Raw genomic sequence first — 25962 nt, 5'->3', positions numbered from 1 at the left:
TTCATGGTAAATAAAATTCAGACCGCTAAAAATAATAACTACCTAGCATTTAAGGTAATTTTTTAATTATCTTAACGATCTCTTCACGCAAAATTCTCTCAAGAACAACGGGTAATTCACGCTGTAACCATTCCGCTATAGCTGGACGTAATATATCTTCCGCAATCTTCTCCGCAGAAGAAACAAAACGCGCAGACGATCCTACATAATCAGAAATCGTATCCCCTTGCTGAGATCCACGGGTATCGTCCTGTCCTGTTTTATGAACAGACATCTGTTCTTCAGAGGAAAATTTCATCTTTTGCATATCCAAACCAACTGTACCATATTTTGTATTATTTTCTACTTCCGCATTATTTTTCATATGCGCAAAAGATAAATCCTCATCATCAGAGGAAATACCAATACGATCCGCTAAAGTTTTTATTGCATCATCAACAGATAAAGCTGCCTCATCAAGCCCTTCTAGTGGTACTGTTGAGCTCTTTTCAGAAGAAGAATTGGTCACAACGACTTTATTTGAAATCTGATCAGCCTGAATTGCATTTTCTTCGATTATTTCACGAATAGATGTTAAAATTTCATCCATACTTGGCTCACGCAATGCACTCGAACTTTGTACCATATCTAAACACCTCTCAAAAATGCAAAAACAAAAACCATTATATCAGTTTAACAAAATAATTACACAATTAACACATCTCTTCATACTGAAGATAAACCACACACAACTTTTATTTACCTCGATAACAGAAAATAGCATTCCAAGATTACTTAAACACAAAAAAACGCTTCTTTCTTATGTTTTTAGTGAGTATCTTGAGTAGCCTTCAATCCTAAATAACTTGCCGTTAGTCTACCAATAGAAGATTGAACAGTATAACTCGCAATAATAGCATTTCGTTCTGCAGTTACTAGTGAAATCTGAGCATTAATCAACTCAGTGCGGGACTTTAAAACATCCAACGTCGTTGCCTGCCCTAAACGGTTCTCTTGCATACGACCTTTGAGAGCAATTTCTGCAGCACGTACACTCTCGCGATAAGCTACAACAGATGCGCGCGTGCCCTCCAATTGAAACCAGGCAGAAGCGAGTGCCTGTTTTACATCACTTTGAGCCAAATCAAACTGAAGACGAGCCTGTTCAAATTGTTCCCTCGATTGGCGAACCTGTGCAGAAGTGCGCCCACCCTCAAAAATCGGAACACTTAATGAAAGCCCTACTGATTGAGAAACACTATCTCCTCCAGGAATACCATAAGCCCGATTATAGGACATGGATGCAGAGAGATCAAGCTTAGGAAACATTGCTCCCTCTTTTGCTTTTACATTGTATGAACTAGCATCAACCAAATATTTTGCGTAAAGAATTGCTGGATGCGTAACAACAGCAATTTGATAACCAATATCAAGACTCTCCGGCAATTCTTTTGCCCCTGAAGGAGACTCCAACTTTGCGGGATAATCTCCTACAACTTGCTGATAAATTGCTTCCGCTGATTTTGCTTCAGAACGTGCAAGACTATACTCAGAGACAGCGAAAGAGCGCGCTGCTTGTGCCTGAGCAAAATCAACTTGAGCTACTTCCCCTACATCAAGCTTTGCTTGATTTGAACGAACTAATTCTTCAAGAGCCGCTAAATTTTCTCGACGAAGCTCAGCAATACGACGCGTTTGATATACGTTAGCATACGCTTTTATAACATCTAGAAACAAATTTTGTTCAGCATTACGAAAAGATTCACGCTGTGCTTGCATTTTAACTTGAGCTGATAAAAACACATTTTGTGTAACAAAATCAAACAATCTTTGATTTATTCTTAGTTCTATGGAACCAGAATTCTTATAAGAACCTGTAGCATTATTTCGATTATAGTTCCCAATCCCATCAATTTGCGGTAGAAAACCAGCACGCGCAATCGTTACATCATCATTTGCTATACGCGTAGCTGCGCGCTCGTAGTTTAATTTAGCATTATATACATAAGCTTTAGCTAAAGCATTTTCTAATGTATCGGCGTAAGCTGATCCTGAGACAAAAGTTCCTAATGTAAGTAACAAACATACCTGAAATTTCTTGCTTATTTTAAACACGATATAAATCCCAAATTAATCATCTATTTTCTATTCACTAGGTGCTGCAAATACTAAAACACAAAGTCAGGTATTCTTAAAAATTCGGAAAGCGGCTTTACAGAAAGGTTAAAACCACGACGAGCCGAAATACTCCCCTCTTCCTTTATATAGATTTGCGCAATACCAGCATTACCATGCCCTTCAACCACAAGAAGGCGCCCCCCTTCTTTCATTTGATCAAAGATACCATCAGGAATAAAATCAACAGCACCTTCAATAAAAATTAAATCATAGGGCCCCTTAACAGCACACCCCTTCTCCAATAATCCATGCACAACAACCACATTATCACACTGATAGCGTTCTAAAAGTTCAGCAGCTTGTTTCGAAAGCGCCTTATTGCTTTCCAACGCAATAATAGATTTAGCAAGCTTTGAAAGCAAGGCTGCACAATAACCACTATTTGCACCAATGTCTAATACACTATCCGATGGTTTTACGGCTGCAAGCTGTAACAGCTTTGCTAAAGACGCAGGTTTCATCAAATAACTCGCAGGGATATCACCTTGTGGTGGAAAAATAAGAATATCAGTATCAAGGTAACTTAAATCTTTAACATCTTCTGGTACAAAATCTTCACGTGGCACCGTTAAAAATGCTTCAAGAATCGATAAATTCGTTACATCCACAGTACGAATCTGATTATCAACCATTTTGCGGCGAAGCTCTGTGAAATTTGCAACCATAACTAGCTCTTCCCTCCTACCTACACCTACCTACGACAAGCACCACAACAAATTGGAATAGCTAAGACACAAATTATCTCTTACTTTGAGTGTGACAAAAAAGCATGCTCCCGTCAATAACAAGACTCCAATTGCAACAAAATTCCGGTTAGGTCTAATTCACAGAAAAGTGTTCTTATTGAAAAAAAGAAAACCGTTTATTTGAAAGCACTAATCAAATAGATCAAAATAAATTGGAGGCCTCGCCCGGAATCGAACCGGGATACAAGGATTTGCAGTCCTCTGCGTAACCATTCCGCCACAAGGCCTCATCAATAAATGTGAAAATTTTCAATAAGGGAAGAGAACATATTCGTCAAGTGACAGACAGCTTCTTCAACCTTTTTTCCTCTTTCTATGGAATTTCTGATATTTTTTTTAAAAAAGAAATTTTTTTCTTTGCAAATCAATACTGCTTCGCTATAGTCTCGTTCATTATTAGAAACTGAGTATTGTTCCTCGGTAGCTCAGCGGTAGAGCAACCGGCTGTTAACCGGTTGGTCGCTGGTTCGAATCCGGCCCGGGGAGCCATTTTTTATTTTTTATGTAACATTTCACTTTGGTTCTTTAAGAATAAGAAGTAATATAGCAAGGTGATAGAATAGAATTTTCCAGCTTTTCTCATAGCTTTCTTTTTTGTCTTTTAATTTTCTAAAATTATTTCTTCAAATGTATGCAGACAATATTGTGTATTATTTTTAAAGCACTCAAAATCAGAAATTAACAGGCTTTGTTCCATTGCGTTAAGCAAGACATCATTTCACCCTATAGTAGGAGGATTTACTATCTTCTGAAAAAGTTTTTCTCCGATTTTTCTTGTGATCTTAATCAAGATTCTACCTCAATTAACGTGAACGCAATATTTTCAACTTTAGATATCTTCATTAATCAAATTTTATAAACTATATTCTTTTAACTTTCAGAACAAAGCATATACCAGTTATATAAATCGGCTAAGGTTTAACATGTCTGACAAATTTTATGGATAGCTCTTTAATCCTAATTGTAGCTCTTAGTGAGAATAGGATCACTAACATAAGAAAATGTGTCAACTATTACATAATCAGTGCTCTGCTGTTGATTTATTGATATCTAAGTATGTTTGTCACGAAAGCAAACAATATAAATCATCATAAAATTTAATAAGCACACTATAAACTGTTCTTTGAGGAAGGTCTAAAGCATAACTTTCTAATTAACTTACCAGCATCATAGTGGGAGGGAGGTCACAAAGGAAACAAAAAAATGAAACTGAAACCGTTTTTATTTTTCTTTAGCCTGTTAATGACTATTCATACCTCTTCTGCAGCTCCTGTGCCACAAAAAAAACCTGACGATCCTCATGATAAATCTATTCACGTTAAGGTCCATACAGGAGGAGAATATTGCTATGCCCCAGCATTTGTGAATGGGGAAAGTTATGTTTACATCACCTATTGCTCTTCTGCCAGCGTTAAATTTACTCGATATGACCTCTTTAAAAGAGTCGCTTGGAATGTCAATAATGTTTGGTTATGCATGACTGCTCCTAGCTCCGTTACAGGGATTGGTGGACAATCTACAGAGGATTGGGATTATCTCCTATTAAGACCTTGTGTGATCAATGATCCCAACCAACAATGGATCATTGAAGGCAATGCATTTTATACAGCTGATAAAAAATTTCGCGTTAAAGACTATAAATGGTACGCTTACATCTCAAAAAACAAAAATGATTACTATGATCATACCCTGAGTATGATGGATTCATGGGCAAAGATTATTGCTACTCCGGTCAATAGTAATATCAAAACTTTCATCGGATGGAAATTTGTAAGCGGCTCTAGCTTCTCTACCTACTATATTACAGACTATGGATCTAGATCAGATGTTTTTGATCTATATTACAATCCAGACAATGGCCATATTTTCAGATATTTTCCTTCCACGGGAGTACTATCTTGCATGACTTCCCAACAATCCACTTCAGATAATTGGAATTGGGTAGGATGGAAATTTTGTGATGATACTGTTTCTCAAACCAAAGACATTGGTTTCTGGGATATTTCTCAATTATACGGACGCGAAGGGCCACTCCTAGATCATCAGGGTAATTTTTTACGCGTTACCCAATATGGTATTAGTTGGGGGTCTCCTTACACAGTTAAACCTGATTACCTGAAACAAGATACTCAAAATTCTCCTAAATCTGAGTTTCTTTTTGCTTATGATTTTGATCGTTGGGGTCGCTATGTCAATGGAAATTTAGGGGATACACTTGTCTATTGCCCTGCTCCGGGAAAAAAGGAAAATGTCGTACAGACTTCTACTTCAAAGACACGAAGTAAACGGTCTTTACCTCCTGATTTTACTCTCACTGATGCATGGATACAAAGACTATATGACATTGCTAGAAGTTCTACTGTTGCAGGTCAAGAACATATTGCTTTTTGTGGCCCTTGTATGCTGCATACTCTGCAAATGCTTGCTGAATTGCAGGAAGATAATATAGGTGGACCTCGTCAAAGTGGAGGATACTTCTTTGATACGCATCCAGATAGGGATCCATTTATCTCCTTTCGTCAAAGATTTCCTGAACTTGCAGAAAGACTGCAAACTACAGAAAATTACGTTAATTTACCTTGGCATGTAGGTGAAGATAGTTATACACGAACGAGCAGAGTAACTCGCTCAGCCGCATTAATGTTGTTACCTCAGTATAATTGGCGGCCTTCAACTATGGCAAGAACAGAGGAAGAAATGAGGAGTAGACTTCAAGACCTGTTAACTGCTCCTCCTGGAACAGCTTGGTATGTTTCAATTGTCAGATCAGATAGAGGTGGTTCAAACATAATAGGTCATGTCCAACCTATTTTAAGAACAAACCAAGGGCTTGTATTAATCCCTACAAACATACTACACATTTTGACTTTGGACCAATTTAGATTGGCGCTTACCCCAACGACAAATATAGACGCATTAATACATTATCTTTCAATTGGGAGGACTCAAATACTTCACTCACTCATAACTTATCAAATGGCCCAACTTGATGAAATTCCTCTAAGTGTTTACATATCTCAAAGAAATTGCACTGGAGAAGGAGAAAATAGAAGAGGCAATAGGCAATTGCCAAGAACTTCTCTTCTTAATCAGTGTGATAGTGGCAGATGTGCGGTTCAATGAAAATTAAAGAGTACTGCAACAATGAAAGAACTTGGTAAAAACAATAAAAATCCAGTGAATATAAATTGTTTTAAACAAATAAAAAGTACCAAATTCTTTCAATTTCAATGAAGATTAAAACCCATTTAAATGATATTTATCCTATGAGCCTTTCTTCTATTAGGAAAACTACTATTCGCCTTGCCCTCAAAAATAACCCTGTTAGAAAAAGTTTGATAATTAGTCGAATAGTTTTTGTGCTTTAAATACTTAATTAGTAAAGTATTTTATTTTTTATTTTAACTTTGATCTCTTTTTCAAAGAGATGTGGGTTTTCAACAGAAAGTTGTTCTCGTGCTTTTTGTAATCGTTTGATAATTTCATCAATTTTGGACTGAGAACAAGAAGATTTTTGATCATAGAGAAAACGCTGCTTTTCTTCACCTTTACAAGAGCATTGTGTCTGAAATTGAAGCGTTCTAATTTCTTGTAGCAAAAGATGACCAGTTTCTTTAAAATCGTTATTAAGTAAAAAAAGTTGATCAGAAATTGACACTAAAATCTGTTTTAAAAAACGTTCATTTTCTTGATGCTGACGATATTCCATGATAAGAACACGCCCCATCTCACCTAATTGCTTCTCGGTTGCATCAATTCGGCGCAATAAATCCGGGGACCTATCCTTGTTATTCTTTTTGATCTTCAACAGTATAGTATGAATATCGGATAATCTAGCTGCATAATGAGACAAATAATCAACTAATGTAGATGTATTAGTATAGTGTTTTTGCATAACCATCACAAACTCACTTAATGACTGGTTTTATATTACCCCACTATCTATTTTACTCTACAAAACTATTCTAAAGAAATTGCTAAAATTAGCTTTAATTCATTTATATTTATTTTTTTATCTGCTTCCTATATACTTTTAAGGATCAAAATCAACCACAGAGAACAAATGAATAGGCGCATAAAAAGTAAAGTTTGTTGTTTCTTTTAAGACATTGCTACTGTCAGCAAGCATTGCTTGACTAGATGAAAATTCTGTACCTTGCATAATTGTCGAGGATAAAGAACCTTCTCGAGACAGAGTCATTAATGTTGGTGAAGAGGCAAATACATTATGGGCTCCACCATCAACGTTAGAGACATCAAGTACAGCTATTCCATTTTTCCGTAACATTTCAATACTTAAACCATCTCCTAAACGAGAATGTCCCCCTGTAAGACGCCCTGAAACAGCAAGAGCTTTATCCTTACGAGATACCAAAACAGCTGTTGGATTCGGTAGCTTTTTAATATCATTCAATTGACGCTCAAACACATCAATATCAATATCTGGTGCAGCCATTAAAAAACTTGTAATACGGCGAATTGGCTTATACTTTCTTTGCAAAGCTAAAGTTCTGAATGCTTCCATTATAACAAAATTGCCCATTGAATGTGCGATAACAGAAATTTGATCAGCATTCGTTTCACTAATAACTGTTAAAAGCTCTATTAGTCCATCACGTGCAAAATTAGCACTATCACGATCATATACATAAAGAGGTATCGCCCCAGCGGAAGGCCATGAATAATGCACAGTCACCACATCTAAAGAATAATCATACGCAAATTGAGCTGCACGAAATGTACCATCAGCAAAATTATTATTATAACCGTGAATGAAAAGGAAAATTTCTCTTTTTCCTTTTTTCTTTTTCGCTAACTCAGCATTTAATTTCTGCTTAAAATGTTTCTTGTCAATATACTTCTGTAAAGCGGCAGCCGCAAAATATTTATCATGAGTGGGTTTATATGTGTTTGTTTCAACCTTACCTTTCACATGTTGTTGCGGAATTCCTACATCAACACGATTATAGTACACTTGATTTGACCGCTCTGATCCATAAGGTTGAGAATAATTATTTTGCATCTTACGACTTGTTGCAACATACACTGGAACAATAGCTTTTGGAAGAACTGGCCCGCCTTCAACTTCTCTTTGCACCGCAATCATAGAGGGTGTTGCATTTATTCCATGCCAAAGAACAGCACGTTTATTACCACATGCTGCAAGCAGAGCAATACAAATAAAAAATACGGAATATTTTAAAAATGTTATATATTTCACCGTAACACCATCAAATCTTACCATAATAAAAATTCGTGTTTTGAAATTATACTAAAAGGATAATTCCTAATGATTTGAAACAGAATTACTACCAAAAATAAATTATGATAATAAAAAATTTTATGCTCATTTAAAATTGTAGACTTATCTACATTTGTTAAGCGATAATGGAGAGTGTAAATGGTGCGGTCGAGAAGACTCGAACTTCCACGAGTTGCCCCACAGCGACCTCAACGCTGCGCGTCTACCAATTCCGCCACGACCGCACACAGCAAAAAGCTAAAATATATAACTTTTTGGCATTTAACAAATCATACAGCAAGGTACAAGTCTATTCTTAGGTTTTTATGATTTATTTTAATTTAATCACTGAAATACCCTTTCAATAAATTACTGAATTGTATACTTTAACGTATCCCACGGGTTATTGTCATGAAATTGGCCTGTGCAACTTGATCTTTTTTATAATAACCATGAAAGCTTGTTGTTATTGTTGCTGCTCCTTGCTTTTGTACACCTCTCATAGCCATGCACATATGTTCAGCCTCAATCAACACCGCAAGACCGCGAGGTTTTAGATATTTTTTCAAACTATTAGCCACTTGAGCTGTCATAGTTTCTTGTGTTTGCAAACGATGAGCAAAAACATCTACGACGCGCGCAATTTTTGAAAGACCAACAATTTTTTTATCAGGAAGATATGCTACATGAGCTTTACCAATTATCGGAATCATATGATGCTCACAATGTGAATAAAAGAAGATATCTTTTACGATTACCGGCTCATCATATCCTGCAACTTCTTCAAAAACTACGCCTAAAATTTCATCAACGGATTCACCATAACCAGAAAATAATTCCTTATAGACTTTAGCAATACGCTTTGGAGTCTCTAAAAGTCCTTCTCGATCTGGGTTCTCCCCTACCCATAACAATAGTGTGCGAATCGCCTTTTCTACTTCTTCCAAGCTAAGATTCTCCCTAGATAAAGACAGGTCTTCAGCCACTTTTTCCACAGCACTATGCATTTAAAAACTCCAGATTCTTCTGTACAAAACATTATGTACATACTCATTTTATACTCTATAGTAATCCTTATGTAGGTAAATGAAAAGCTTGAACAATGAAAACTTTTAAAATTTTAGACAAAAGCCCATGATTGACAATATTTATAGTTATACAATCCTCAAACATGCTGCCTGTATAAGCAAAATTGGGCGTCTTAATAACCCTGATGCAACGTCAAAAAAACATGCCCATCTTTGTGGCTCAACGGTTCTTGTAGATCTCAAAATAGATAATAATATTGTTACAGATTTTTCTCATGAAGTGAATGCATGCGTGCTCGGACAAGCCTCATCTTCGATTTTGGCTCATCATATCATTGGTAAAAAAACACAAGATATCAAAATGTTACATAAAATTATCCAATATATGTTAATAAAAGATGGACCTCCCCCTTCCGCTCCATTTGAAGCATTTTCTTGTTTACAACCTATTAAAGATTATAAAGAACGCCACGCATCAACAATGCTCACCTTTAACGCAGTTATAGATTGTATTGAACAAATTGAAGAAAAAACAAATGATTGAACAACATCCAAAACAAGGAAAAATACAAACCAGAAATTATGCAGGTCCCTGGCGCAAAACACCTGGGCGATTACTTGGCACAGGGTTAATACGCCTTTATCAAATAACACTTTCCAATTTTATAGGAAATCAGTGCCGCTATATGCCAACATGTTCAGAATATACCTATGAAGCGATCGCGCGCCATGGTTTGTGGGCTGGTGCCTGGATGGGTCTTTTTCGTATCGTATGTTGTAATCCTTTTGGAACACATGGCTTTGATCCAGTGCCTACCTCCCTTGGTTCTTCTTATTATTTTTATAAACCTTGGTGCTATCGGAAAATTTCTACCAAACACAATAAATAATTTCTTTTCTTTTTGTTCTTTTATGCATATTGTCACGGAACTAATTTGTTATCTTTACTTAATCACTAAGTTTTCACTAAACCATCCGCAATCGTTGGCGGAACTGGATTAAAGGGGTGCTATAATGTCTTTCTCTATTTCTCTTTCTTTTCCTGACGGCTCACAACGTGACTTTCCTGCTGAAATAACAGGTTTAGAGTTAGCCGAGTCTATTTCTAAATCACTCGCAAAAAAAGCAATTGCTTATAGCCTTAACGGTGTCATTAGAGATCTTTTAGATCCATTAGAGCAATCTGGTCAGGTAGAAATTATCACCCGTGATGATCCACGTGCACTTCAATTGATACGCCATAGTTGCGCACATGTTCTTGCCGAAGCAGTACAGGAACTGTTTCCAGAAACGCAAGTTACAATCGGGCCAGTTATTGAAAATGGTTTTTATTATGACTTTGCACGTCAACAACCTTTTACGCTAGAAGATCTTAACACCATTGAAAAGAAAATGCGTGAAATTATTCAACGCAATAAATTTTTTAAGAAGGAAATTTGGTCTCGTGAAAAAGCAAAAAAGATTTTTTCTGACAAAGGTGAGCTTTATAAAGTTGAACTTATTGATGCCATCCCTGAAGATCAAGATCTGAAAATCTATTATCAAGGTGATTGGTTTGATCTTTGTCGTGGTCCGCATGTGCCATCTACTGGTCAAATTGGCAATGCTTTTAAATTGATGAAAGTCGCAGGTGCTTATTGGCGTGGTGATGCGAATAACCCTATGTTGACAAGAATCTATGGTACAGCATTTTCCAACGAAAATGCTTTAAAAGCCTATCTTAATATGCTGGAAGAAGCTGAAAAACGTGATCACCGTCGTTTAGGACGCGAAATGGATCTATTTCATTTTCAAGAAGAAGGCCCGGGCATGATCTTCTGGCATCCAAAGGGTTGGAAAATGTTTCAAAATTTGGTTAGCTATATGCGTAGACGCCTTGATGAACACAAGTACGACGAAGTTAATGCACCTCAAGTTCTTGATAAATCACTTTGGGAAACATCTGGTCATTGGGGGTGGTACCAAGAGAATATGTTTAAAACAATCCCTGCTACTAATGATTGGAATGATGAACATGTTTACGCCCTTAAACCAATGAACTGCCCTGGTCATGTGCAAATTTTTAAACATGGTTTAAAATCTTATCGTGATTTGCCCATAAGACTTGCTGAATTCGGTCTCCTTCACCGTTACGAACCCTCAGGTTCTTTGCACGGTCTCATGCGTGTACGCAGTTTTACACAAGATGATGCGCATGTTTTTTGTACAGATGAGCAATTAGCTGATGAATGCCTCAAGATTAATGACCTTATTTTGTCAACTTATGCTGATTTTGGTTTTGAAGAAATTATTCTCAAACTCTCAACGCGCCCAGAAAAACGCGTCGGTTCTGATGAATTATGGGATCACGCCGAAAATATTATGATGTCTGTTCTCAAAACCATTGAAAAAGAAGCAAAAGGACGCATAAAAACAAGCATTCTTCAAGGAGAAGGTGCTTTTTATGGACCAAAATTTGAATATACATTAAAAGATGCTATCGGCCGTGAATGGCAATGCGGAACAACACAAGTAGATTTTAATCTGCCTGAACGCTTTGAAGTATTCTATATCAATAGAGATTCAGAAAAATGCCAGCCTGTGATGATCCATCGAGCTATTTTTGGATCAATGGAACGATTTTTAGGTATATTAATCGAGAACTTTGCCGGACATATGCCACTTTGGCTTGCTCCCCAACAAATCGTTGTTACAACAATTACATCTGAAGCAAATGAATATGCCGAAAAAATAACGGCAAAACTCAAAGCTTCTGGCCTTTCAGCCGTGTCAGACCTTCGTAGTGAGAAAATTAACTACAAAATACGTGAACACTCTTTACAAAAAGTCCCTGTAATCCTCGTATGCGGTAAACGCGAATCTGAAACAAACAGTGTAAATATGCGCCGTTTAGGAAGCATGAATCAAATTTCTTTGCCGATAGACCAGGCAATTAAACAACTTACAAATGAAGCAATTCCACCAGATCTACGCCGGTTTATGAATAGCTAATGAAGTTATGTAATCCAAACAATTTCATCACTATTGTATTCTGTCAAGTACACGCTTACATTCAATTAATTCAAAGAGTGCTTCCTGCAATAACGCCTTATCAGTTTTGTTTTGGTGACTATTAACAGCACCGACAGGTTCTTCTTCCTCACCCTTCATAAACTCAAAAAGTCCAAATGCTGACTTCTTTTTTGATTGAGTTTGGATAGACTCAGGGAATTTCTCTGCATGTTTTTTTTCTATCAAAACATTCATGGCATCAAGATCACCACTGCCTATTGCAATAACAAAAGCAGTACCATTTTCTTTCAAAAGACGCTGAACTCCCTTTATAGTGTAACCCTGACCATAAAGTAACTGTTTAATACCATTGAGAAAATCTATATCAACAGGGCGATAATAGCGCCTTCCACCTCCACGCTTTAGTGGCTTGATTTGAGGAAAGCGTGTTTCCCAAAATCTCAATACATGCTGTGGCAATCCTAATAATTCAGCTACTTCGCTAATTGTACGAAAAGCATCAGGACTCTTGTCCATTTCATAATACCTTACCTAAAATTATATCAAATGATTTTATAATAATTAACCAAATTCAATTTTTTTTACCAAGTTTAGCTAAAAATAAGAGCCGCACTTCAATAAAAATCCTTCAACAAAAGCAAATCCATCTGATAAAGTTCTTAATAAGCTCAGGCAATCCAATACTATGATTTATGTAAAATTATTTTTGTTTCGCGCAATGCACATCTAAAATTCTTTGCTTAAGTATATTTGCAGCTTTAAATGTTACAACACGCCGTGGTGGAATCGGCGCTTCAATACCAGTTTTTGGATTACGCCCAATCCGTCTACTTTTACTGCGAACTTGAAAAGTCGCAAAACAAGATAATTTAACCATTTCACCTTTCACAAGTGAATCGCTAATTTCACTTAAAATCAACTCAACCAACGCAGCTGATTCAGTGTATGATAGGCCTACTTTTCTGCAAACCGCACTCGCTAAATCTGCACGCGTCACCGTCCTACCTGTCATCATATTCACCTATCAACTGTTTCAAATTATAAAGTAATTTATAAGTCTTATTCAATTCTAGTCAAGTTACTAAATTTTACCAACGAATAAGAACTGCTCCCCATGTAAATCCACCTCCCATGGCTTCCAACAGGACTAAATCTCCTTCTTTAATTCTTCCATCTTGCACAGCAGTTGCTAAAGCTAGCGGTACAGATGCTGCAGACGTATTACCATGTTGATCAACAGTAATTACAACCTTATCTGTTTTGATTCCTAGCTTTTTAGCTGATGCTTCAATAATGCGCTTATTGGCTTGATGGGGTACAAACCAATCTAATTGAGAGGGATTCATACCGACAGCAGCAAAACAATCATCAATCACATCGGTTACTATACCAACTGCATGCTTAAAAACTTCTTGCCCTTTCATGCGTAAATAGCCTATTGTTTGCGTTGTTGAAGGACCACCATCAGCATACAACTTATCTATATGCGCACCATTAGAGCGCAATTTTGTAGACAATATTCCGCGATCGATAGCAACATTACCTTCAACTTCTCGTGCTTCTAAAATAGCTGCCCCTGCACCATCACCAAACAAAACACACGTTGTACGGTCTTTCCAATCTAAAATTCGAGAAAATGTTTCAGATCCAATAACTAGAACTCTTTTGGCTTCTCCACTACGTAAATAAACATCTCCTATTGTCAACGCAAAAATAAAGCCGGAACAAACAGCTTGAACATCAAAAGAAAAACCGTGGCTCATTCCCAAAGCGTGTTGAATTTCAACAGCAGAAGAAGGAAAAGTACGGTTAGGTGTTGAAGTCGCCAAAATAATACAATCAATATCTTTGATTGTCATTCCAGCATTGGTAAGTGCCACCTGTGCAGCTTCTATGCCTAAAGAAACGGTTGTTTCATTTTCACTAGCAATGTAACGCTGATGAATACCTGTACGCTGAACAATCCATGAATCAGATGTTTCAACAAACTTCGCAATCTCATCATTCGACAATTTTTTTTTAGGTAAGGCGCTTCCTACACCACACATAACCGATCGAATCATTCGGCCCTAACTCTCTTTCTGATTTTTTTATCTGCACTAGAAATGCTAATCATATGGTTTCCTTATCAATCACAGATTCACCTTTATTATTCAAAAATATCGCTTTTTTTTCATGAAAGCATTGCAAATCTGTAATTATCTTTTTCAAAAGCTCGTTGTTGACCATCTCATAACCGATACGAATAGCAGAAGAAAAATCACTAGCACTGGCACTACCATGACTTTTTACAACAATACCATTCAAACCTAGAAGCACGCCACCATTAACTCGATCAAGATCTATCTTTTGTTTTAGTTTACGAAAGGCACTTTGCGACAATAAATAACCAAAGCGTGAAAAAATAGAACTACGCATAGCACTCTTTAAAAGCTCGGAGATTTGTTGCGCAGTTCCTTCTGCAACTTTTAAAGCAATATTACCAGAAAAACCTTCAGTTACAACAACGTCAACCATCCCTTTTCCAATATCATTACCTTCAATAAACCCTTTATACTCTAATCCTTCAAATTGCACCTTACTTAATATTATTCCAGCTTTTTTGATTTCATCAAGACCTTTAACTTCTTCAACACCTACATTTAAAAGTCCAATAGTTGTTTTCTCTACATTATACAAAGAACGAAACATACTAGCGCCCATAACCGCAAAATCAACTAATTGATTAGCCGATGCACCAATCGTTGCTCCAATATCTAAAACAATACTATCATTACGAAGAGTTGGCCAAATACCAGCAATCCCAGGACGCTCAGTTTCCGCTATCATTTTTAAACAAAAATAGGACATTGCCATAAGCGCACCAGTATTACCAGCAGAAACACAGGAATCAGCTTCACCATTCTTCACAGCCTCAATCGCATGCCACATCGATGATTTACCGCGTCCAACGCGAAGCGCTTGACTTGGTTTCTCATCCATGCGTGTATAGCTCTCTGTAGCGTAAAAATGAGATACTGAAAGCAAATCAGGGTATTTCTTTAAAACTGGCTCAACAGCTTCATCTATCCCATAAAACAAAAAATGAACCTTTGGCAAATGTTTCTGCGCAATTGCTGCTCCTGCAATTGTAACTTCTGGGCCATAATCACCACCCATGACATCCACAGAAATTCTAATCACGCTTGTCATCTCCTATCTCTTAAACTTTACCTTACAATTTTTTGCCATTTATAATATAATCACTATTGTTACAATCACTTTGCAGAAATACTGTTTTTATACCAATAGCATACGATAGTAGAATAGGTAATTTTAAGTATTTACAATTATCTCCATTCTTTTAAAATAGAAAATGGTGATGATTTTTCTTCAATATCTTCTGAATTTTCAAGAATATTCATAGATATATTTTCTTTGCGTGGATAACGATCAATGGATAATTCAAAAAATTCTTCCACAATTGCACCAATATCAATCTTATCACCATAAAAAATTTCTGGTGCATCTGGCCCTTCTGCATCTAAAAACAATTCACCTGTATCCTCTAACATTTCAGGTTTTAATAAATTTGATCCTTCAGGAACAAATACAACTTCAATATTTTCATGGATATTATTTTCCAAAGGTTCCAACGTAACAACACATGATTGTATTATGTTCGCTCTTAATAAACCTTTTATGTAAACTCCACGTTTTTTCCATGGTAGAATCTGAAATTCCCCTTCACAAAATTTTACTTCAAGTAAATCATGATTCTTAGCTAAATGAGCACATTCTTGCTGATTTGCACAAATATGAACTTTTATACCTTTAACAGGTAATGAGCTTACTGAAACTGGATAAGAAAAAACAAACGTCATCTGAGAAACATTTTGAATATTCATTCACAACTCCACACTATGAAAGACTGTAATACACTAACTTTCGTTTAGCTAGATTATATTTTATGAACTATTTTCTTTATATTTAAGTAAAATAATTTATTCTGTAATAGAAAAGCCCTGTGGTTCAACTATTGCGGATTATATTAAATTAAGTTAGAGGTAGGAAACGACTTAAAATCACCTTCTTACTTGTATATTTTAAATGTAAAATAGAGATGTCATTATTTCAGACGCCCAATATAGCAGCTAAATGTAAATTATTGATTGCTCCACTCATAGCAAGCCTAGTAGTACTTTCTGGTTGTAGTTATTCAAATTCCCTGAACTTGAGCCAAGTTTATAAGGAAGGTTATATTCTTGATCAAAGTGCTCTTGATTCCATCTCTATTGGATCAAGTCAGGAGCAGGTTCTTCTATCTCTAGGATCTCCCTCCTTAAAAGCAAAATATGATAATGAGGTTTTTTATTATATTTCACAAATTCGATACCGTAGAATGCAATTCATGAAAACTAAAATCGTTGATCGTAAGGTTTTGGCTATTTACTTTGATAACAATAATCAAGTTGAAAGAATAGCTAATTATGGCTTACAAGACGGTCGGGTATTTGATTTCATCACACAAACAACGCCAACCAGTAGTAAAGATCAGTCTTTTTTGATGCAATTTATCAGAGGTTTTTAAAATACACCGGTTAACTAATGATCTGTTTTTAATTGATTCTATAAGTCTTAGTTATATCGCGATCGTGTTACGTTTTTTATGCACGACTGTTTTTTGCTGTATTGTCAAGAACTGCATTCACAAGTTTTGGTTCACCATCTTCAAAAAATGCTTTTGCTATATCAACATATTCATTTATGATAACTGCAACAGGGACCTCTTTACGGTTTATCAACTCCCACAAGCCTGCACGCAAAATTGCTCGTAATATTGAATCCAATCGTGAAAGTGACCACTCTTCAGAAAGCTGTTGATGAAGCATAGGATCAAGTTTCTTTTGATCTCGTACAACACCAGCAATAATAGCTCGAAACCATTGAAAATCAGCATCAAGATACTGATCACCATCAATCTCTTTTCCTAAACGATAAGCTTCATACTCAGCTGCTGTTTCCATAACACCAGTGCCAACTATATCCATTTGATAAAGAGCCTGCACCGCAGCAAGCCTTGCTGCTCCACGTTTATTAACCAAACATGGAGAATATTTTATATTAGTCATAACTTAACGATTATCTCCAAATCGCTTCTTTAAAGCGATCATACATAAAGCGGCCTCTGCAGCAAAGTCACCTTTATTTTTTTCACCTTGTTTTGCACGTGCCCATGCTTGTTTTTCATTCTCGACGGTTAAAATACCATTTCCAATAGCCAATTGTTGATGAACAGTTAAATCCATCAAGGCGCGACAAGAGTTATCCGCAACAATTTCAAAATGATATGTTTCACCTCTAATAACACAACCAAGTGCTACATAACCATCATAAAATACTGTCTTATCTTTTTCAGCAAAAGCTATTGCAGCAGGAATTTCTAATGCTCCTGGAACTGTTATAATATCATAACTTACTCCAGATTTTTGCAAAACACTCACTGCACCGGCAAGAAGCTCATCAGAAATCTCATTATAAAAGCGTGCTTCAACAATCAACAAGTGCGGATTTATATGTAATTTTTGAGTCATAAAAAACTTTCATGAAAAAAAATGAATAAAAAATATTTGAAATGACGCAATATCAAATCCAAAACAGTATGATAATTTTTGAGATCACTCATCTTTTATTTTAAAATTAAAAAGTCTAGCAGCATAACGAGCAAACTGATCAACTTCTAAATTCACTTGATCTCCAACTTTAGCTTGCCCCCACGTCGTCATTTCAAGTGTATGACGAATAATAAGAACATCAAAAACATTATCTTCAACATAATTAATGGTCAAAGATGTACCGTTAAGTGCAACAGAACCTTTTTGTGCAATAAAAGGCGCTAACTGTTCTGGAACTTGTAAACGAAAATAAACCATATCCCTTTCATTTTTCTGATCAATGATCTCGGCTAAACCATCCACATGACCAGAAACCAGATGCCCACCCATTTCATCACCAAGCCGTAATGAACGTTCTAGATTAACAAAAGTCCCCTTTTTCCACTGTGAAAGATTTGTCAAACGCAATGTTTCTTCCCAGGCTTCTACAGCAAACCAATGAGAATTCTTTTGTGTTGATGCACATTCAACAACTGTCAAACAAATACCTGAACATGCAACTGATGCACCAACTTTTAAATTTTCTAGGTCATAATGAGTCGAAATATTTAAACGCACTCCTTGTGCCAAAGGTTGAATTTCTTCAACACAACCGATATCCGTTACAATCCCTGTGAACATAATATCTTACGCCTCCATCTACGCAAACGGTCGTTTTCTAACATTTTCGTCTCAATTTCATTAAATTCCGAAAGGTAAGTTTCAAAATAAGGAGCCTTAATACGATTTTCACCTAAAATAACTGACGCATAAAAACATATTAAATGATCTACACAACCAGCATTTAAAAATTTTTCTCCTGTCTCTGCTCCTCCTTCAAGCAAAACGCTATTAATTCCAAGCTGACAAAGAAGTTGTAAAATAGCAAGAGGTTGCATAAAATTATTGCTTATTTCTATCGAATGCACACATACACCATATTGCTCTAATTTCATTTTTTTGCTTTGATTTGAAAGAGTGGCATCACAAATAACCCACGTAGGAACTTGTGTTGCTGTCTGAATAACTTTTGCATCCATTGGAATACGTAAATCTTTGTCTAAAATAACACGTATAGGCGAACGCATTTCAAGCCCTTGCAAACGGCAAGTTAATTGCGGATCATCTGCTAATATAGTGCGAATACCAACCATTATAGCATTATGTTGAGCACGCAAAATATGTGTATATGTATGAGAAGTCGCTCCACTAATTTTTACCCCTCCCTGCCCTTTTTTTCCTACACCATTATCTGCAGAGATTGCCATCTTTAAAGTTACTTCACAACGTTTCAACTTCTTGGTACATAAATAAGCACTTAACATTTCAGAGGATTCTTTTTCTAAAACCCCTTTAACAACTTCAATATCAGCAGCTTGTAAAAGAGCAATACTACGACCACAAACTCGCTCATCTGGGTCAATTAGAGCAATAACAACCCGTGCAATACCTGCATCAATAAGTGAATCAACACATGGTGAAGTTTTTCCATAATGCACGCAAGGCTCTAGGGTAATATAAGCAGTAGCCCCTTTAGACAATGGCCCCGCCATCTGCAAAGCCTGCACTTCAGCATGGGGTCTTCCACGAAGAGCTGTTACGCCATAGCCAACAATAAATGGTCCTGTACTATCATTTCGCACAATTAAAGCACCAACAGAAGGATTTTCGTTAGTAAGGCCGACATGACGCTCTGCCAAACGAATAGCTGCGGCCATAAATCGACAGTCTTGTGCTTTTTTATTCATCAAAACAAGATTCTATATCCGCTACATCTTTTGACAATTCATCGATAATGTCATGAAAATCACTTGCATTACGAAAATCGCGATATACCGAAGCAAAGCGAATATAAGCAATATCATCGATTCTCTTTAAAGATTCCATAACAAGATACCCAATTTTCTCTGAAGCTATCTCAGGTTCTCCGAGACTTTCAAGGCGGCGCACAATACCAGAAATCGCTCGTTCAATACGATCAGGATCAATATTGCGTTTACGCATTGCTAAATCAACCGATTTCATTAATTTATCACGATTAAACAGCTCACGTCGACCACTCTTCTTCAAAACCAAAAGCTCACGTAATTGAACACGCTCAAAAGTCGTAAAACGACCACCACAAACAGAACACACACGCCGACGACGAATTACCGCTCCTTCTTCTGCAGGGCGTGAATCCTTAACCTGTGTATCCTCACATTGACAGTAAGGGCAACGCATCTTTTATGCCTCAATAAGTACAAAGTTAAGAGTAAAAAGGGAAATTATCTGTTATATTTTTTACCTTTTTCTTAACAGCTGCTTCAACTAAAAAATTTTCATCATCATTTTTTGCTATTGTTAGGCCATCAAGAACTTCTGAAATTAAATCACTAATTTGAATAAATTCATTTTCTGCAAAACCACGTGTTGTCGCAGCAGGTGTACCCAAACGAATACCTGAAGTTATAGATGGTAACTGAGGATCAAAAGGAATATTATTTTTGTTGCAGATAATACTAGCACGCTCCAAAGCTAACTCTGCGTGTTTTCCTGTTAGGCTTTTGTTACGTAAATCAACTAACAATAAATGATTATCTGTACCACCAGAAACAATCGTAAAACCATTATTTTGTAGGTTCTCTGCTAAAATTTTAGCATTAGCAACAACTTTGGCAGCATAGTCTTTGAAAGCAGGTTGTAAAGCTTCCCCTAATGCAACAGCCTTAGCAGCAATCACATGCATTAAAGGACCACCTTGAAGACCAGGAAAAACTGCTGAATTAATTTTCTTGGCTAAAACTTCATCATTCGTCAATATCATACCACCACGAGGACCACGGAGTGATTTATGCGTTGTAGTGGTAACAATATGTGCATGTGGTATAGGTGATGGGTGAACACCACCAGCAACTAAACCTGCAATATGAGCCATATCAACGACTAAATAAGCCCCAACTTCATCTGAAATTTCCCGGAAGCGTTTCCAATCCCATATACGTGAATAAGCTGTGCCACCTGCAAAAATAAGTTTTGGCTTATGCTCTTTTGCAAGACGCTCAACGGACTCTATATCAAGTAATTGATCCTCTTGACGCAAACCATAAGCAATACGATTAAACCACTTTCCTGACATATTAACGGGTGAGCCATGGGTAAGATGACCACCAGAACTCAAATCTAACCCCATAAATGTATCACCAGGCTGAAGAAGAGCTAAAAACACAGCCTGATTCATCTGGCTCCCAGAATTAGGCTGAACATTAGCAAACGCAGCACCAAAAAGATTCTTTGCTCTTTCAATAGCTAGCTCTTCAATGCGATCAACAAAATGACAGCCACCATAATAACGCTTTCCTGGATAACCCTCCGCGTATTTATTGGTCAAAACAGATCCTTGTGCTTCAAGCACTGCTCTTGAAACAATATTTCCTGATGCAATCAACTCAATTTCATCACATTGACGTCGAAGCTCACCACTAACTGCATCAAAAACTGCAGCATCAACGGTCTGCAAGGTATCATTAAAAAAGCACTGTTGTAGGTCATTTTCTCTCTTAATCATAAACATATCCTAACACTAAAGAAATAGAGTAATTGGACAGTAACACAGCACACTACACAAGCCAAATATCTTGAGTCACATTTTCACTCCCAAATTATAAACACAGCAAGATGGTTGTCTTATGTCATGTAAATGCTAATTTCAGCGTAACAAAAATAAATGATGCAAAACAATTGCTGAATCTTTGTTGCAACATTTTTTATGCAAACGAAGTAAATTCATAGTATTCAAATCTTTAATCATGTAAATTAAATGCAGTGCTGTAAGCTAAATTTGATAGCGAAGAGATTGATTCAAGGCAGATGTAATGGCAACAAAAATTTTTATTGATGGTGAGCATGGAACAACCGGGCTTCAAATACAAAAGAGACTAGCAGCGCGTTCTGATTTAGAATTACTCTCAATTCCTCATGTAGATCGGCATAACATTGATCTGCGATATGATTATTTTAATCAAGCAGATATTGCTATCTTATGTCTTCCAGATGATGCTGCACGCGAAACAATAAAATTGCTTAAAAATAATAAAAAAATTAGAATTATTGACAGTTCAACAGCACACCGTACTGCAACAGATTGGGTTTATGGTTTTCCTGAAATGACAGCAGAACAAAAAAAATGTATTCAAGCAGCCCGTTATGTTGCCAATCCTGGGTGTTACGCTACTGGTGCAATCAGCTTGCTTCGACCATTACGCGAAGCAGGTCTTCTAGACGCTCACTACCCAATATCCATTAATGCTGTCTCTGGCTACACGGGTGGCGGTAAACTATTGATTGCACAAATAGAAAACCAATCTCAACAAGATTCTCTGCAAAGCAATTATTTTGTTTATGGCCTTAATCTCAAACATAAACACCTGTCAGAAATTAAAATCCATGGGTGGATCAATAAAACACCTATTTTTGTGCCAAGTGTCGGTCGTTTCCCGCAAGGAATGATTGTAAATCTTCCCCTACATCGTCATTTATTTACAAAATCAGCTAACTGCTCTAATTTGCGTGAAATTTTCAAGGCTCATTATGAGGGGCAAAATATCGTATCAATTGCATCACAAGAAGAAACTGAAACATTAACTAGATTAGACCCAGAATGCTTAGCTCATAAAGACAATATGAAAATTTTTGTTTTCGGTGATGAACGTGAAGGGATTTTCAATCTGTGTGCTGTGTTAGATAATCTAGGAAAAGGCGCATCTGCAGCAGCTGTTCAAAATCTTAACTTAATGCTTTTAGATAGCTGAATTTTTCTTAAGACAAATTCCTATTCAACAACACGGTAAGCTCCTTTTGTTGCCCGCCAATGCATCACAGAGAAGCACAAGACAACTAATGCACCCCCCTGATGAATAAGCCCCAAACTGATTGGCACTTCATGTAATAATGTTATGATGCCTAAAAATGCTTGCATAACAATCATTATGCATAAAAAAATTGCACGATGAGCATGAGCTGAATGCGGTACACTTTTCTGTACATATAGAGCATGAATAACCGCTGTAATAAATAAAAAATAAGAAAAACAACGATGAACAAATTGAACAGTTAAAGGATTTTCAAAAAAATTTAGCCAAACTGGATCATAATTCAATAATCCATCTGGTAAAATTTGTCCATCCATCAATGGCCATGTATTATAGACCTTACCCGCGTGAAGACCTGCTACTAGAGCACCAAAATAGATTTCAACTAAAATAAGAAATACAAGCCAACCTGCAAAATGTTGAACCCCTTGATTTGCTGGTTTTTCTGAATATTCTGCTAAACCTCGGGATAAATATGTGACAAAAATAATCACAAGACATGCAGCTATAAGATGAATGGCTAAACGGTACTGACTAACGCTTGTCAGATTGCTTTGACCAAGGCCTGATGCAACCATCCACCAACCGATAATACCTTGCATGGCAATTAGAATTGGCACAGTAAGAAGCTGAAGAAAAATATTTTTCTCAATACGCTTGGTAACCCAAAACAAAACTAAGCCTAATAAAGCTACAAGACCAACAAAACGTCCAAGAACACGATGTCCCCACTCCCACCAAAAAATGACCTTAAACGCATTTAAGGTCATATCACGATTAAGCACCTTATATTGGGCTATTTGTTGATACTTTAAAAATTCTTCCTGCCATTGATTGATACTAATTGGCGGGATCACACCATGAATCGGCTTCCATTCAGTAATTGATAACCCAGAACCCGTTAAACGCGTAGCGCCTCCTACTAAAACGATTGCGAAGCAAAGCAATAAAATAGTATAGAGCCACACCTGAATCTTTTTCCTATTTTGTTTTTGTAGTGGCGTTAAAGTGATATTATTTAATTTCTTTATTGCCATTTGTTATTGCCTCCAATTTATCCCCTACTGGCAAATACTTTTCAGCTCTAAATACTAAATTTTAACTTTTTCAATAATGTGAACGATCCTTCGTGAAAAATCAAATATCTTTGCTATAATATATAATCATCATTTTCATTGTGTAATATTTAAGATGGAATTACGCGATAAATATTCCCTGGAAATCTAGATGCCATCTGTATCATCCAGTCATATTCATTAAGAGCAACACCACAAATATAATACTCTGTTGACCGCGCAATTTGCTCAAAGCCATATTTAGGTTCGTTACCTATTTCCAAAATGATCAATCGTAATCTTTTTAAAATCCTTCAAGTATGCTACTAAGAATTTCATGCGAAAAATCTTGCGCACGGATAGCACTTGCTAGCCCCCGTGGAAGTATATCAACCTCTGCATCGTAATCACGATAAATAACGTCTTGCAATTGCGTATTACCTATTAAAATATCGCTTAATCCCCTGTGTGGTTCAATTACTTTCTCTATTTTCTGACCTGAGATATCTACCAACAAAACTGTTTTTCTATCTTCTATAAGATGAAGAGATAATTTTGCTGCTATTCGCGCAGCTTCTGGTTCAATTATTGAAATAACCGCTGAAGAGTGAGATTTTAAAAATAATACAATCACATCAAAAATATAAATAACCCTGCTGATAAGAGAATAACTAAAATATTCCGTGGTACTATACATACCAACAATCCCTTATCGCACTTAAGATTCATCTTTATTGTAACCGAAAAAATACTTCATATTTCTTTATTAAAAGAAAGAAGTAATCATCCTCTTAATTTAAAGTTGTATTATTTTCTTGATTAGAAAAAATCTAAAAATTACAACGATCTCATTTAATAAGACTTCAGATGAGATTTTGACGTATAATTTCTTTTGATACGATCAAACCGTTTTTTTGCTTCACAGGTTAAAACTGCTTTAATAGTAATAGAGCCATCATCATGGCTTTCCTGTTCTATTTTTCCAGAATTTTTATAAAACCAATCAATCAATGACATTGACTCAGGTCTTAAAACAAACTCAATATTTTGCATCTCTCCGGAAATCAATTTTTCAATAGTTATTAATAATTGCTTTAATCCTTCTCCTGTAAGAGCAGACACCATTAATGCAGGATTTAACAATGTTTTTGTATTCATTTGCAAAGCATTCAATACATGCTGATCCAATATATCAATTTTATTCCAAACTTCTATAATACGCCCCTTATCGTTAATATCTATACCAAGACTCGAAAGTATTTCTAAGACATCCTGAGCATGAAATTGATGATCAGGATCTGATATATCTCTTACATGAATAATTAAATCAGCTTCAATTACTTCTTCAAGAGTTGCTCTAAAAGCTGCAATCAGATGAGTTGGTAAATTAGAAATAAAACCTACAGTATCAGATAAGAGAACAGTTTTTCCATAAGGAAGAGTGATTTTGCGTAAAGTTGGATCAAGTGTTGCAAATAGCATATCTTTTGTTAATATATTTGCACCACTTAAACGATTAAAAAGCGTTGATTTTCCTGCATTGGTATATCCTACCAAAGCTATAACAGGATGACACGTTTTTTTTCTATTCGCTCTATGAAGAGCACGCGTTTTAATAACTGTTTTTAATTCGCGGCGAACACGAACAATTTTATCTTGTAAAATACGCCTATCCGCTTCAATCTGCGTTTCACCAGGACCACCCAAAAAACCATGACCACCACGCTGCCTTTCCAAATGTGTCCAACTACGAACAAGCCTGCCTTTTTGATAAGATAAATACGCTAATTCAACTTGCAGCACTCCCTCTTTCGTCTGTGCACGATCGCCAAAAATTTCAAGAATAAGAGCGGTTCTGTCAATAACTTTACAGTTCCACAATTTTTCTAAATTACACTGCTGGACTGGTGTCAGAGAATAGTCCACGATTAAAACAGCAATACGAGGCTCGTTAAAATGCGATAATACTTGTTTAAATTCCTCTACCTTACCTGATCCAAATAAAGTCGAAGGATGTGGTGTGGTGATATTAACAATTTCATGATGAACAACATCAAGCCCTATAGCGCGTGCTAATCCTAATGCCTCTTTTACTCGGGAAGATACTGAACGCTCATTTGCAATTTTTTCATTTTTGTTTCCATGATAAACTGGTACAAAAATAACAGTGCGCCCTCGTTTTAAGACCTGTGAAATAAATCTTCCACATCCCTCATTTACATCCATCATGATAGCTGAA

The 25962-nt window shown here is 36.3% G+C and carries 25 protein-coding genes, 3 tRNA genes and 1 pseudogene; 7 read left to right on the top strand and 22 right to left on the bottom strand.

Annotated features, from left to right (window positions below):
* Nucleotides 1-49: 49 nt before the first annotated feature.
* From BARBAKC583_RS03160 to BARBAKC583_RS03145, 4 genes are all read right to left on the bottom strand, one after another.
* Complete coding sequence (locus BARBAKC583_RS03160; protein ID WP_005766870.1) at nucleotides 50-625, bottom strand: DUF2497 domain-containing protein; 576 nt, start codon at nucleotides 623-625, stop codon at nucleotides 50-52.
* 182 nt (nucleotides 626-807) lie between these two features.
* Entirely contained in the window at nucleotides 808-2094 is a 1287-nt protein-coding gene (locus BARBAKC583_RS03155) for a TolC family outer membrane protein (protein ID WP_011807348.1), read from the bottom strand.
* A gap of 53 nt (nucleotides 2095-2147) precedes the next feature.
* Nucleotides 2148-2822 carry a protein-L-isoaspartate O-methyltransferase family protein gene (locus BARBAKC583_RS03150; RefSeq protein WP_005766867.1) on the bottom strand — a complete coding sequence of 225 codons (675 nt, stop codon included), beginning with the start codon at nucleotides 2820-2822 and terminating at the stop codon, nucleotides 2148-2150.
* A 234-nt stretch (nucleotides 2823-3056) separates the two neighbouring features.
* Nucleotides 3057-3130 (bottom strand) — tRNA-Cys (locus BARBAKC583_RS03145).
* A 187-nt stretch (nucleotides 3131-3317) separates the two neighbouring features.
* Between BARBAKC583_RS03145 and BARBAKC583_RS03140 the strand changes: the two genes are divergently transcribed.
* Nucleotides 3318-3392: transfer RNA gene (locus tag BARBAKC583_RS03140), tRNA-Asn, on the top strand.
* Nucleotides 3393-4106: 714 nt separating this feature from the next.
* Complete coding sequence (locus tag BARBAKC583_RS03135; RefSeq protein ID WP_005766865.1) at nucleotides 4107-6026, top strand: DUF1561 family protein; 1920 nt, start codon at nucleotides 4107-4109, stop codon at nucleotides 6024-6026.
* 253 nt (nucleotides 6027-6279) lie between these two features.
* Here BARBAKC583_RS03135 and BARBAKC583_RS03130 read toward each other — a convergent pair whose 3' ends face one another.
* The 4 genes from BARBAKC583_RS03130 to folE all read right to left on the bottom strand — a co-directional run bounded on the left by BARBAKC583_RS03130 (nucleotide 6280) and on the right by folE (nucleotide 9152).
* On the bottom strand, nucleotides 6280-6804 hold the full coding sequence (locus BARBAKC583_RS03130; RefSeq protein WP_011807347.1) for a hypothetical protein: 525 nt from the start codon (nucleotides 6802-6804) through the stop codon (nucleotides 6280-6282).
* Between the two features lie 132 nt (nucleotides 6805-6936).
* Nucleotides 6937-8148, bottom strand: a complete 1212-nt coding sequence (locus BARBAKC583_RS03125; protein WP_005766862.1) for an alpha/beta hydrolase — start codon at nucleotides 8146-8148, stop codon at nucleotides 6937-6939.
* Nucleotides 8149-8305: 157 nt separating this feature from the next.
* A tRNA-Leu gene (locus BARBAKC583_RS03120) sits at nucleotides 8306-8390 on the bottom strand.
* A 141-nt stretch (nucleotides 8391-8531) separates the two neighbouring features.
* Entirely contained in the window at nucleotides 8532-9152 is a 621-nt protein-coding gene (folE, locus tag BARBAKC583_RS03115; RefSeq protein WP_005766860.1) for a GTP cyclohydrolase I FolE, read from the bottom strand.
* Between the two features lie 127 nt (nucleotides 9153-9279).
* Between folE and BARBAKC583_RS03110 the strand changes: the two genes are divergently transcribed.
* The 3 genes from BARBAKC583_RS03110 to thrS all read left to right on the top strand — a co-directional run bounded on the left by BARBAKC583_RS03110 (nucleotide 9280) and on the right by thrS (nucleotide 12164).
* Complete coding sequence (locus tag BARBAKC583_RS03110; protein ID WP_005766859.1) at nucleotides 9280-9717, top strand: iron-sulfur cluster assembly scaffold protein; 438 nt, start codon at nucleotides 9280-9282, stop codon at nucleotides 9715-9717.
* Nucleotides 9710-10063, top strand: a complete 354-nt coding sequence (gene yidD / locus BARBAKC583_RS03105; RefSeq protein ID WP_005766857.1) for a membrane protein insertion efficiency factor YidD — start codon at nucleotides 9710-9712, stop codon at nucleotides 10061-10063. The genes BARBAKC583_RS03110 and yidD overlap by 8 nt, the downstream gene beginning before the upstream one ends.
* 124 nt (nucleotides 10064-10187) lie before the next feature.
* The gene (gene thrS / locus BARBAKC583_RS03100; protein WP_005766855.1) at nucleotides 10188-12164 is read left to right on the top strand and encodes a threonine--tRNA ligase; all 1977 of its coding nucleotides are present in this window, start codon (nucleotides 10188-10190) and stop codon (nucleotides 12162-12164) included.
* 30 nt (nucleotides 12165-12194) lie between these two features.
* On the opposite strand, the gene BARBAKC583_RS03095 is transcribed toward thrS, so the two are convergent.
* The 5 genes from BARBAKC583_RS03095 to BARBAKC583_RS03075 all read right to left on the bottom strand — a co-directional run bounded on the left by BARBAKC583_RS03095 (nucleotide 12195) and on the right by BARBAKC583_RS03075 (nucleotide 16072).
* Nucleotides 12195-12701, bottom strand: a complete 507-nt coding sequence (locus tag BARBAKC583_RS03095) for a MerR family transcriptional regulator (protein ID WP_005766853.1) — start codon at nucleotides 12699-12701, stop codon at nucleotides 12195-12197.
* A 184-nt stretch (nucleotides 12702-12885) separates the two neighbouring features.
* On the bottom strand, nucleotides 12886-13197 hold the full coding sequence (locus tag BARBAKC583_RS03090) for an integration host factor subunit alpha (RefSeq protein ID WP_005766852.1): 312 nt from the start codon (nucleotides 13195-13197) through the stop codon (nucleotides 12886-12888).
* 76 nt (nucleotides 13198-13273) lie between these two features.
* On the bottom strand, nucleotides 13274-14248 hold the full coding sequence (locus BARBAKC583_RS03085; protein ID WP_005766851.1) for a beta-ketoacyl-ACP synthase III: 975 nt from the start codon (nucleotides 14246-14248) through the stop codon (nucleotides 13274-13276).
* Nucleotides 14249-14297: 49 nt separating this feature from the next.
* Nucleotides 14298-15368, bottom strand: coding sequence for a phosphate acyltransferase PlsX (gene plsX, locus BARBAKC583_RS03080; RefSeq protein WP_005766849.1), 1071 nt, complete (start codon nucleotides 15366-15368; stop codon nucleotides 14298-14300).
* A gap of 146 nt (nucleotides 15369-15514) precedes the next feature.
* Nucleotides 15515-16072 (bottom strand): YceD family protein, encoded by a 558-nt coding sequence (locus tag BARBAKC583_RS03075; protein ID WP_005766847.1) that lies wholly within the window; start codon nucleotides 16070-16072, stop codon nucleotides 15515-15517.
* Between the two features lie 215 nt (nucleotides 16073-16287).
* On the opposite strand from BARBAKC583_RS03075, the gene BARBAKC583_RS03070 reads away from it, so the two are divergent.
* Nucleotides 16288-16755, top strand: coding sequence for an outer membrane protein assembly factor BamE (locus BARBAKC583_RS03070; protein WP_005766845.1), 468 nt, complete (start codon nucleotides 16288-16290; stop codon nucleotides 16753-16755).
* 76 nt (nucleotides 16756-16831) lie between these two features.
* On the opposite strand, the gene nusB is transcribed toward BARBAKC583_RS03070, so the two are convergent.
* The 6 genes from nusB to glyA form a co-directional block, all read right to left on the bottom strand.
* Nucleotides 16832-17296 carry a transcription antitermination factor NusB gene (gene nusB, locus BARBAKC583_RS03065; protein ID WP_005766844.1) on the bottom strand — a complete coding sequence of 155 codons (465 nt, stop codon included), beginning with the start codon at nucleotides 17294-17296 and terminating at the stop codon, nucleotides 16832-16834.
* 3 nt (nucleotides 17297-17299) lie between these two features.
* Nucleotides 17300-17758, bottom strand: coding sequence for a 6,7-dimethyl-8-ribityllumazine synthase (locus BARBAKC583_RS03060; RefSeq protein ID WP_005766842.1), 459 nt, complete (start codon nucleotides 17756-17758; stop codon nucleotides 17300-17302).
* A gap of 84 nt (nucleotides 17759-17842) precedes the next feature.
* Nucleotides 17843-18460 (bottom strand): riboflavin synthase, encoded by a 618-nt coding sequence (locus tag BARBAKC583_RS03055; protein WP_005766840.1) that lies wholly within the window; start codon nucleotides 18458-18460, stop codon nucleotides 17843-17845.
* Complete coding sequence (gene ribD / locus BARBAKC583_RS03050) at nucleotides 18442-19566, bottom strand: bifunctional diaminohydroxyphosphoribosylaminopyrimidine deaminase/5-amino-6-(5-phosphoribosylamino)uracil reductase RibD (RefSeq protein ID WP_005766837.1); 1125 nt, start codon at nucleotides 19564-19566, stop codon at nucleotides 18442-18444. Before ribD ends, BARBAKC583_RS03055 begins: the two co-directional genes overlap by 19 nt.
* On the bottom strand, nucleotides 19559-20041 hold the full coding sequence (gene nrdR, locus BARBAKC583_RS03045) for a transcriptional regulator NrdR (protein ID WP_005766835.1): 483 nt from the start codon (nucleotides 20039-20041) through the stop codon (nucleotides 19559-19561). The genes ribD and nrdR overlap by 8 nt, the downstream gene beginning before the upstream one ends.
* A gap of 25 nt (nucleotides 20042-20066) precedes the next feature.
* Entirely contained in the window at nucleotides 20067-21365 is a 1299-nt protein-coding gene (glyA, locus tag BARBAKC583_RS03040) for a serine hydroxymethyltransferase (protein WP_005766834.1), read from the bottom strand.
* 307 nt (nucleotides 21366-21672) lie between these two features.
* Between glyA and argC the strand changes: the two genes are divergently transcribed.
* The gene (gene argC / locus BARBAKC583_RS03035; protein WP_005766832.1) at nucleotides 21673-22608 is read left to right on the top strand and encodes an N-acetyl-gamma-glutamyl-phosphate reductase; all 936 of its coding nucleotides are present in this window, start codon (nucleotides 21673-21675) and stop codon (nucleotides 22606-22608) included.
* 20 nt (nucleotides 22609-22628) lie between these two features.
* On the opposite strand, the gene BARBAKC583_RS03030 is transcribed toward argC, so the two are convergent.
* The 3 genes and pseudogenes from BARBAKC583_RS03030 to hflX all read right to left on the bottom strand — a co-directional run bounded on the left by BARBAKC583_RS03030 (nucleotide 22629) and on the right by hflX (nucleotide 25952).
* Nucleotides 22629-23705 (bottom strand): COX15/CtaA family protein, encoded by a 1077-nt coding sequence (locus tag BARBAKC583_RS03030; RefSeq protein ID WP_005766830.1) that lies wholly within the window; start codon nucleotides 23703-23705, stop codon nucleotides 22629-22631.
* A 149-nt stretch (nucleotides 23706-23854) separates the two neighbouring features.
* Nucleotides 23855-24345 (bottom strand): annotated as a pseudogene (locus BARBAKC583_RS07075) (P-loop NTPase family protein); the annotation flags it as partial.
* 230 nt (nucleotides 24346-24575) lie between these two features.
* Nucleotides 24576-25952, bottom strand: coding sequence for a GTPase HflX (gene hflX, locus BARBAKC583_RS03015; protein WP_005766826.1), 1377 nt, complete (start codon nucleotides 25950-25952; stop codon nucleotides 24576-24578).
* Nucleotides 25953-25962: the final 10 nt, after the last annotated feature.

The sequence above is a fragment of the Bartonella bacilliformis KC583 genome (assembly GCF_000015445.1).
Lineage (GTDB): Bacteria > Pseudomonadota > Alphaproteobacteria > Rhizobiales > Rhizobiaceae > Bartonella > Bartonella bacilliformis.
Note: the sequence above shows the minus strand (reverse complement) of the source record. Positions and strands in the feature narration are given on the sequence as shown.